Origin of the sequence: Loktanella sp. SALINAS62, assembly GCF_018263905.1 — a bacterium.
GTDB lineage: Bacteria > Pseudomonadota > Alphaproteobacteria > Rhodobacterales > Rhodobacteraceae > Loktanella.
The window spans coordinates 1-7,142 of the sequence record NZ_JAAFZU010000094.1 but is presented as its reverse complement, the minus strand read 5'-3'; the positions used below and the strand labels follow the sequence as shown (position 1 = coordinate 7,142).

The following is a 7,142-nucleotide window of genomic DNA, read 5'->3' as shown; positions in this document are numbered from 1 at the left end:
TGATTCGTCAGGTGGCACCAAATGATTGAGGTGCGGACATGGGACAGAATTGGGTGGGAACGGAAACTGCCGGATGCGATCTGGGTGATGCCCGACTGAACAGGCGGCTTGAGGCAATGCTCGGCGCGCTGGGGGAACGGCCAGGAAAATCGCTTCCGACGGCGTTCCAAGACTGGTCGAATACCAAGGCGGCCTACCGTTTTTTTCCAACGGGAATGTCAGCGAGGACAAGATTCTCGAGGGCCATTTCGCCGCTTCTGCGTTGCGTATCCGGGCAACCGATGGTCGGTCGTAAGCTCTTTGCTCTGCATGAAGGCGCCCTTCAGATGTAGACAAGGTTAAAACGCGGCGCCGGGCCGACAGTTCCGGAAAGATTACAAATCCAATCTCTTCGACAGGCGGATTTGGTCCTTCTCCGGCTCAGCCCGAGGGTTTCCTATTTCGGATTCACAAAGCGTCCTGTCCTGCGAGCGTCTTGATCCTATCCGCGATGTGCACGGCCAGCGCCATGATCGTCATGGACGGATTGACGCCTCCGCCTGTGGGAAAGAGCGAGCCGTCGCAAATCCACAGATTGCCAACGTCCCAGCTGCGCCCGTCGCCGTCGACGACGCTATCTTCACGAGAGAACCCCATCCGGCACCCTCCCATCAGATGCGCGGTCCCTCCGGACTGGAAAAGCTCCTGTCCGCCTGCGGCGCTCAGCGCATTCCGCATGAATTCCAGCGAATGATCTGCGAGCTGCCTGTCGTTTTCACACATGGAATAGGTCACGCGCGCCAGCGGCACGCCGTAGCGGTCCGTCTCGTCCGCCAATTCGACCCGGTTGCGCTCCTGCGGCATCGTTTCGCCCACGATTTTCAGACCGGCCATGTGGTTGTAGTCGGCCATTCTCCGGCGCAGCTCCGTGCCGAAGATTCCTTCGGATTCGGCGAGGGTCTTGGCGAAGTCGGTCGGCAGCGGTCCCTGGCTCATATAGGCGTAGCCACCGAAGAAATCCTTTTCGTCGTCGGCATAGTTCCAGTGTTCGCAGACGGCAAGCGATGGCGGACCCTTGTACCACCGGATCTCTTCCTGAAACCGGCCCCAGACGGCATGATTGGTGTGGACCATGAGCGCACGGCCTACCAGACCGGACGAATTGGCCAGCCCGTCGGGATGCTTTGGCGATGCAGAATTCAACAAAAGCCGCGGCGTCTCGATCGAGTATCCCGCCACGACCACATGCCGCGCCCGCTGACGCCGCACCTGCCCGTCGCGCTGATAGACGACGCCGGTCGCCCGGCCGTCGGCACCTGTCTCCACCCGCGTGACCATTGAGAGATCCCGGATTTCCGCTCCCGCTGCCAAGGCACGCGGGATGAACGTGTTGAGCGTGCTCTGCTTGGCATTGGTGGCGCAGCCGATCTTGCAGAAGCCGCGGTAGACGCAATGCGGCGACAGTCCCCTGCGGGCCGATACCGTCGCCGTCGGGCAGGCCGACCAGTCGACACCCAATTCCTCGCATCCCCGCGCCAGAACCTCTGCCGAGGCATTGAGTTCGTGTTCGCGGTAAGGATAGCGGCCACGCTTGGGTCCCCAAGGATAAGTCAAAGGGCCAGAAATCTTCAACGCATCCTCGACTTCGGCGTAGCACTCCCACATCCGGCGCCAGTCCACGGGCCAATCGTGGCCGTAGCCAAGCGTCGTTCGGGACCGGAACCATTCTGGCCGGAACCGCAGCGCGACCATCTGGTAATGCACCGTGGACCCGCCCACGGACCGGCCTGAATTGTTGCCGCCCAATTCGATCGGATCGTTGCCTTCGGAAATCCGTTCGTCGAGCCAGTAAAGCTTGTCTTGATGGCGCTCATCGGACGCGAAATCCTCAAGGGGGCGCCAGAACGGACCGGCATCGAGCGCCACCACCGAAAATCCGGCTTCCGCCAGTTTCGCCGCCAGCGTTCCGCCGCCGGCGCCGGTCCCGACGATCGTGAAATCGACTTCTTCGTCATCGCCGTATTCACGCATCGGCACCCAGCCGCCATGCCGAAAGACATCCGGCGCACGGCCAGCGATCGCGCGTGGTGAAAGGTGTTCGACAAGCGGCATCAGCGATTCCTCCGGTCAGCCGGCGCTTCCCAAGGGTCCATACGGTCGGCGCCCATGCGAACGTATCCGCGCGGTGCCGCCGGTCCACCGAATCCGATCTCGCTCTGGGCTGCCGGATGCGCATAATAAATGGCCAGCACCTCCTTCAAAAGGACGCTGCGGAAGAAACGCTGCGCTGGCATACCATCCCAGTGTGCGGGCTCGGCATCGCCGTCGTTTATCCGGTGCAGCAAGGCCTCCTGCCGGTGCGCGTCAAGGCTGACGAAATCGGTGTCATGCTGCGCCATCGCCTCGGCGCGAATGGCCGCCAGCCCCTTGCGCCAAGCTTCGCGCATGGCGGGAATCCCGGCAAACCGCGTGCCATTTGTTCGGTTTTCGGTAAGGGCCGCATCGATGAAGGGGGTGATCGGCACCGGGTCGGTCCGTTCGGGCTGTGGCACCAGCTGGTCGCAGATCGCCTGCAACAGCCGCCACTCCTGTTCGTCGAGGAACTGCCGCTGCGGCACTGCGGTCAACCGTTCCGTCAGCACATCGCGGGTGATCTGGTTGTAGGACGGTGAGTCCCATTTCCGCAGTATGTCGTAGTTTGGATAAGGGGGGTCAAAACTGTCGGTCATGGCTGCGCCTCCATCTCCAGCAAATCGAGCGCACCAAGGCCGGCAAGACCAAGGCCCGCAAAGGACGGTGGTGCCGCGATCGGCGGGCCCGCAAGCAGGTTCTGCCGCCAGTTGTGCCAGCCGCCATGCATCCGGTGCACGCCCCAGACGTGGAATGCCGCGCCGGCCAGCCCCGTCGCAACGGTTGTCCCGCAAGCTGCACGGGCGATCTTAATCATTTGACGACCCGGCCGGGCCACTGCGGCCGCCAGCGCCACTGCCGCCGCTGGCGGCGCGATGACGGGCAGGAACATCACAGGATTCTGAAACGCGCTGCGAAAGTGCAATAAGCCCGCCTCGGCGCTGGTCGCCAAGATGTTCAGTGCAGTCATTGAGCCGACAAGGCGCCCCTCCTGCCGCGATGTCATTTGCGGCGCGCGCACAAGCCGCCCCGCGGCGAGCCCGTAGAGACCCGAGGCGACCAACGCGCCCGGGGCACCGATGGGCGCGGCATAAAAGAAGTTATTCATCCGCGTCGCACCGCCTGGCCTCTTCGAGATGTTCCAGAGATGGAAGCCAAGCCCCGTCAGCCCGGTCGCAATCCCCGCGAGATAAATACCGTCGCGCAAATCCGCGTTCCGTCTGGACAGCCGCGCGCGCGACGACGTCGAGGCAGCAAGAGTGGCACCGGCCATGGCTGGTGCCACGTACATGGCGCGTCTGTGATAGCCGCCGCGCAGATGCTCCATTGCACTGTCGGCAAACACGCTACCAGCCAACAGAGAGGACGCCCGGCCCATCTGGATGGCGGCGTCTGCGCGCCTCGAACGATCGGCCTGTTTTTGCGGTTGCAGTCGATTGCGCTCGGCCGCGCGCAGAACCAAAAACCCTGCTGCCGCAAGCCCGAGCGCACCCAGTACGCGACCCGTAGTCAACCCTGTTTCGGTCCCGCGGTCGGAGGGTGCAGGCGATCCGATGCTGGACGGCGCGCAAGTGAATCGTCGGCAGTCGGGCGCATTCTTCATGGCTGAATCTGTAAGCAAGCACATGAACGACGAAACGCGATATGCGGGTGGCCACTTTGCAAAGCATCTTGGAGCATATCAGTTCTTCTCTTTCTTGCGAGCCCGTCCGACTTTCACGAGGCAAACTCAACTTCGACCGACAAGTTCCCGCGTTTGTTTAGCAACACGCCCGGCTGAACGCGGCCTAACATTTCTAGCCAATCAGGTTACAGAATCTGCCATTCCAAAGCGTCAGTCCGCTTTAGCGCCAGACCTAGTCCCGTTCGTCCCTCCTCGGGCGACATCATCCCTTGCTCGGGCACTGGTGCTCCATCAAACAACATCGCCTCAATTCGCGCATGGTCGTGGAACCATTCGACGTCTCGCAAGGCATGGCAGCAGCGGGCCGGCTCGCGATGGAGCGCCGGAGCGGTATGCAGTGACAGCGGGACGTTGTGGGCCCAAGCAAGCGCATCCGCCTGCAACAAGCCGGTGATCCCACAGCAGCGCGTGGCGTCCGCCTGCATTACATCGACTGCCCCCGCCTCTAGAAGCTGACGGAAATGAAAGGCGTCGTAACCATATTCACCGGCGGCAATCTCGAGTCCTGCGGGACCCCGGTCGCGAATCGACCGTAGGCCAACCAGATCGTTGGAGGACACCGGCTCTTCAAACCAGGTGACGCAGTGATCAGCGGCGATGGACGCGATGGTAAGTGCCCCCTTGGGAGTGCAGGCCCCATTGGCGTCGATCATCAGCCTCTGCTCGTCGCCCGCGGCTTCGCGAGCAACGCCGATGCGCCGCTGCGCGACCGATGGATCGGAACCGACCTTGATCTTGATTGCACCAAAACCATCATCCACCCAACCGGCGATTTGATCCGTCAGACGAGCGTCAGAGTAAGAGAGGAAACCGCCGCTGCCGTATAGAAGCACGTCATCGCGAACGGCGCCGAGAGCCTTGGACAAGGGCACCCCCAGAATCTTGGCCCTCAGATCGTGCAACGCCGTGTCGCAGGCAGATATCGCCGAGGCTGACAGCCCCGCGCGGCCTAAATTGCGGATCGCGTCGACCATGTCGCGCCAGCGCGCACCGGTGTCCAGAGACGAAGAACCCTCCAGCAGTGGTGCCAATACGCCGGCAATCAAATGAGCTGCGGCGACGTCAGAATAGCTGTAGCCCAATCCGGTTTGACCTGCCGCAGTGATCTCGCATACAACCATGGTGGTAGCGTCCCACCTGAGTGTGCCGTCTGCCTCAGGGGCATCCGTAGGGATCCGGAAGGCTGAGACCGAGACCTGCGAGACTGCAGCATCGACCTTGCTCATGAGGTAAAGAAGCTCTTGATCGTGTTCTTGATGATCGAACCTTCGTCCGTGTCGCCCTTCATCAGAGACTTGAAATAGTTGCGACGTTGTGCCGAAGTGATATTCGGTGGCAGTGTCGGCATCGTCGGGTCGGTGAGGCAATCTATCACCACGGGCCTGTCTGCGGAAAATGCCTCATCCCACGCCTCGGCGACTTGCTCGGGCTTTTCGACACGAATTCCCTTAAGCCCCAAGGAAGAAGCGTAGGCCGCGTAGTCGAACGACGGCACTGACTGTGTCTCTTCGATTTTGGGGAAGCCGGACATGGCCCGCATCTCCCAAGTGACCTGATTGAGGTCTTCATTGTTCAGCACCGCGATGACGCAGCGCGGATCCTCCCAAGTCTGCCAATACTTGGCGATCGTAATCAGGGCCGAATTGCCCAGCATCTGCATCGCGCCATCGCCCACGAAACCCACGGCCACACGGTCCGGATGAGTGAACTTGGCGGCGGTCACATATGGCACGCCCGGACACATTGTCGCCAACGTCCCTGAGAGCGAGCCTTTCATGCCCTCGCGGATGCGGATAGCGCGGGCATACCAGTTGGCGGCGGTTCCGCTGTCGGCAGCGAGGATCGCATTGTCGGGCAGCCGCGCCGAGCATTCCCAGAACAGCAATTGAGGGTTTATCGGGTCTGCCTCCAAATGTGCCCGCTTTTCAACGCCCTCCCACCAGTCGGCCACGTTTTTCTCAATTCCGTTACGCCACTTGCTGCGATCCTTCTCTTCGAGCAGCGGCAACAGCGCGGCCAGGGTATCCTTGGCATCTCCGGTCAGGTTCACATCCATCGGAAAACGAATCGAAAGCATTCCGGGATCGATGTCGATCTGCACGCCTTTGGCTTTCCCTTCTTCGGGCAGGAATTCCGAATAGGGGAAGCCCGAACCCACCATCAGGAATGCATCACATTCCATCATCAGGTCATAGGAGGGACTGGTGCCCAGAAGGCCCATCTGCCCAGTGACATAAGGCAGATCGTCGGGCAGCGCCGCCTTTCCCAGCAGCGCCTTGCAGACCCCCGCACCAAGCTTGTCGGCAACGGCGCGAACCTCGTCCCCTGCACCAAGCGCTCCAGCGCCGATCATGATGGCAGGTCGTTCGGCGGCATTCAGCACTGCCGCGGCCTCTCGAAGGTCGGCATCCTGGGGAATCATCCGGGGTTTCTTTGCGTATCCGATGCCGGAATGAATCGTCCCGTGCTCATGCGGCGGCTGTTCAATTGCGGGCTCTTCACCCACGTCATCGGGCAGGATGATCGCGGTGACGCAGCGCTTGGCCTTGGCAATGCGAAAGGCACGGTCGATCAGATGGCGCATCTGCGTCGGTGACTGGCAATAGTGCACGTAATTGTGCGCGACATCCTTGAACAGCGTCAGGAGGTCGACCTCCTGCTGGTAGGACCCGCCAAGCGCCGCGCGGTCCTGCTGACCGATGATGGCGACGACCGGCTGGTGGTCCAATTTGGCGTCATAGAGCCCGTTCAGTAAATGGATGGCACCGGGCCCTGATGTAGCCAGGCACACGCCGGGCTCGCCTGTCCACTTGGCATGGGCACAGGCCATGAAGGCGGATTCCTCTTCGTGCCGGGACTGAACGAAGGTAAACCTGTCGATAGCCTTGCCAAGCGCTTTGAGAGTCGAACTGATACCGTCTCCCGGAAAACCGTAGATATTTTGCACGCCCCAGTCAGTAAGGCGTTCAAGCATGAAATCTGCTGTTGTCTTGGCCATCGCTCTCTCTTCCTGTCTAGCTCATTCAGATGGTTGCTCTGATGAAAACAACAGGTCATGCTCTTGTTTGTTCCCGCAAGATAGGAACCAAATGTGTATGAATGAGTAGCGACATTGAGCCCAGCAAGCGCTAACGTGCACAACAAGGAGCGGAATGAATGGATGACATACGACACGTTCCGGGCGGTGGCATCTAAGGCGACCGGACACTGGAAAGCCGCGAATACTTCATCCGCATTTCATCGATCTGGACGACACCGGCCTGAACCGCGCCGGGTTTGCCGGAGGCTCCAACTGATGAGTAGGATGGAGCATCATGAACAAGACAACCAACAAATATACACGTGAAGT

At 60.9% G+C, this 7,142-nt stretch carries 5 protein-coding genes; all 5 read right to left on the bottom strand.

Annotated features, from left to right (window positions below; translation table 11 throughout):
- Positions 1–447: 447 nt before the first annotated feature.
- The 5 genes from GZH79_RS18815 to GZH79_RS18795 all read right to left on the bottom strand — a co-directional run bounded on the left by GZH79_RS18815 (position 448) and on the right by GZH79_RS18795 (position 6,791).
- Complete coding sequence (locus tag GZH79_RS18815) at positions 448–2,091, bottom strand: GMC family oxidoreductase (protein WP_211645310.1); 1,644 nt, start codon at positions 2,089–2,091, stop codon at positions 448–450.
- Complete coding sequence (locus GZH79_RS18810; protein ID WP_211645309.1) at positions 2,091–2,708, bottom strand: gluconate 2-dehydrogenase subunit 3 family protein; 618 nt, start codon at positions 2,706–2,708, stop codon at positions 2,091–2,093. Before GZH79_RS18810 ends, GZH79_RS18815 begins: the two co-directional genes overlap by 1 nt.
- Positions 2,705–3,712 carry a hypothetical protein gene (locus GZH79_RS18805; protein ID WP_211645308.1) on the bottom strand — a complete coding sequence of 336 codons (1,008 nt, stop codon included), beginning with the start codon at positions 3,710–3,712 and terminating at the stop codon, positions 2,705–2,707. The genes GZH79_RS18810 and GZH79_RS18805 overlap by 4 nt, the downstream gene beginning before the upstream one ends.
- Before the next feature lie 206 nt (positions 3,713–3,918).
- On the bottom strand, positions 3,919–5,019 hold the full coding sequence (locus tag GZH79_RS18800; protein WP_211645307.1) for an enolase C-terminal domain-like protein: 1,101 nt from the start codon (positions 5,017–5,019) through the stop codon (positions 3,919–3,921).
- A complete protein-coding gene (locus GZH79_RS18795; RefSeq protein WP_211645306.1) occupies positions 5,016–6,791 on the bottom strand; it encodes a thiamine pyrophosphate-requiring protein in 1,776 nt (591 codons plus the stop codon). The genes GZH79_RS18800 and GZH79_RS18795 overlap by 4 nt, the downstream gene beginning before the upstream one ends.
- Between the last annotated feature and the right edge of the window lie 351 nt (positions 6,792–7,142).

Coding starts and splice junctions, on each gene's coding strand:
- GZH79_RS18815 (WP_211645310.1), bottom strand. CDS start 2,091: ATGCCGCTTGTCGAACACCTTTCACCACGCGCGATCGCTGGCCGTGCG.
- GZH79_RS18810 (WP_211645309.1), bottom strand. CDS start 2,708: ATGACCGACAGTTTTGACCCCCCTTATCCAAACTACGACATACTGCGG.
- GZH79_RS18805 (WP_211645308.1), bottom strand. CDS start 3,712: ATGAAGAATGCGCCCGACTGCCGACGATTCACTTGCGCGCCGTCCAGC.
- GZH79_RS18800 (WP_211645307.1), bottom strand. CDS start 5,019: ATGAGCAAGGTCGATGCTGCAGTCTCGCAGGTCTCGGTCTCAGCCTTC.
- GZH79_RS18795 (WP_211645306.1), bottom strand. CDS start 6,791: ATGGCCAAGACAACAGCAGATTTCATGCTTGAACGCCTTACTGACTGG.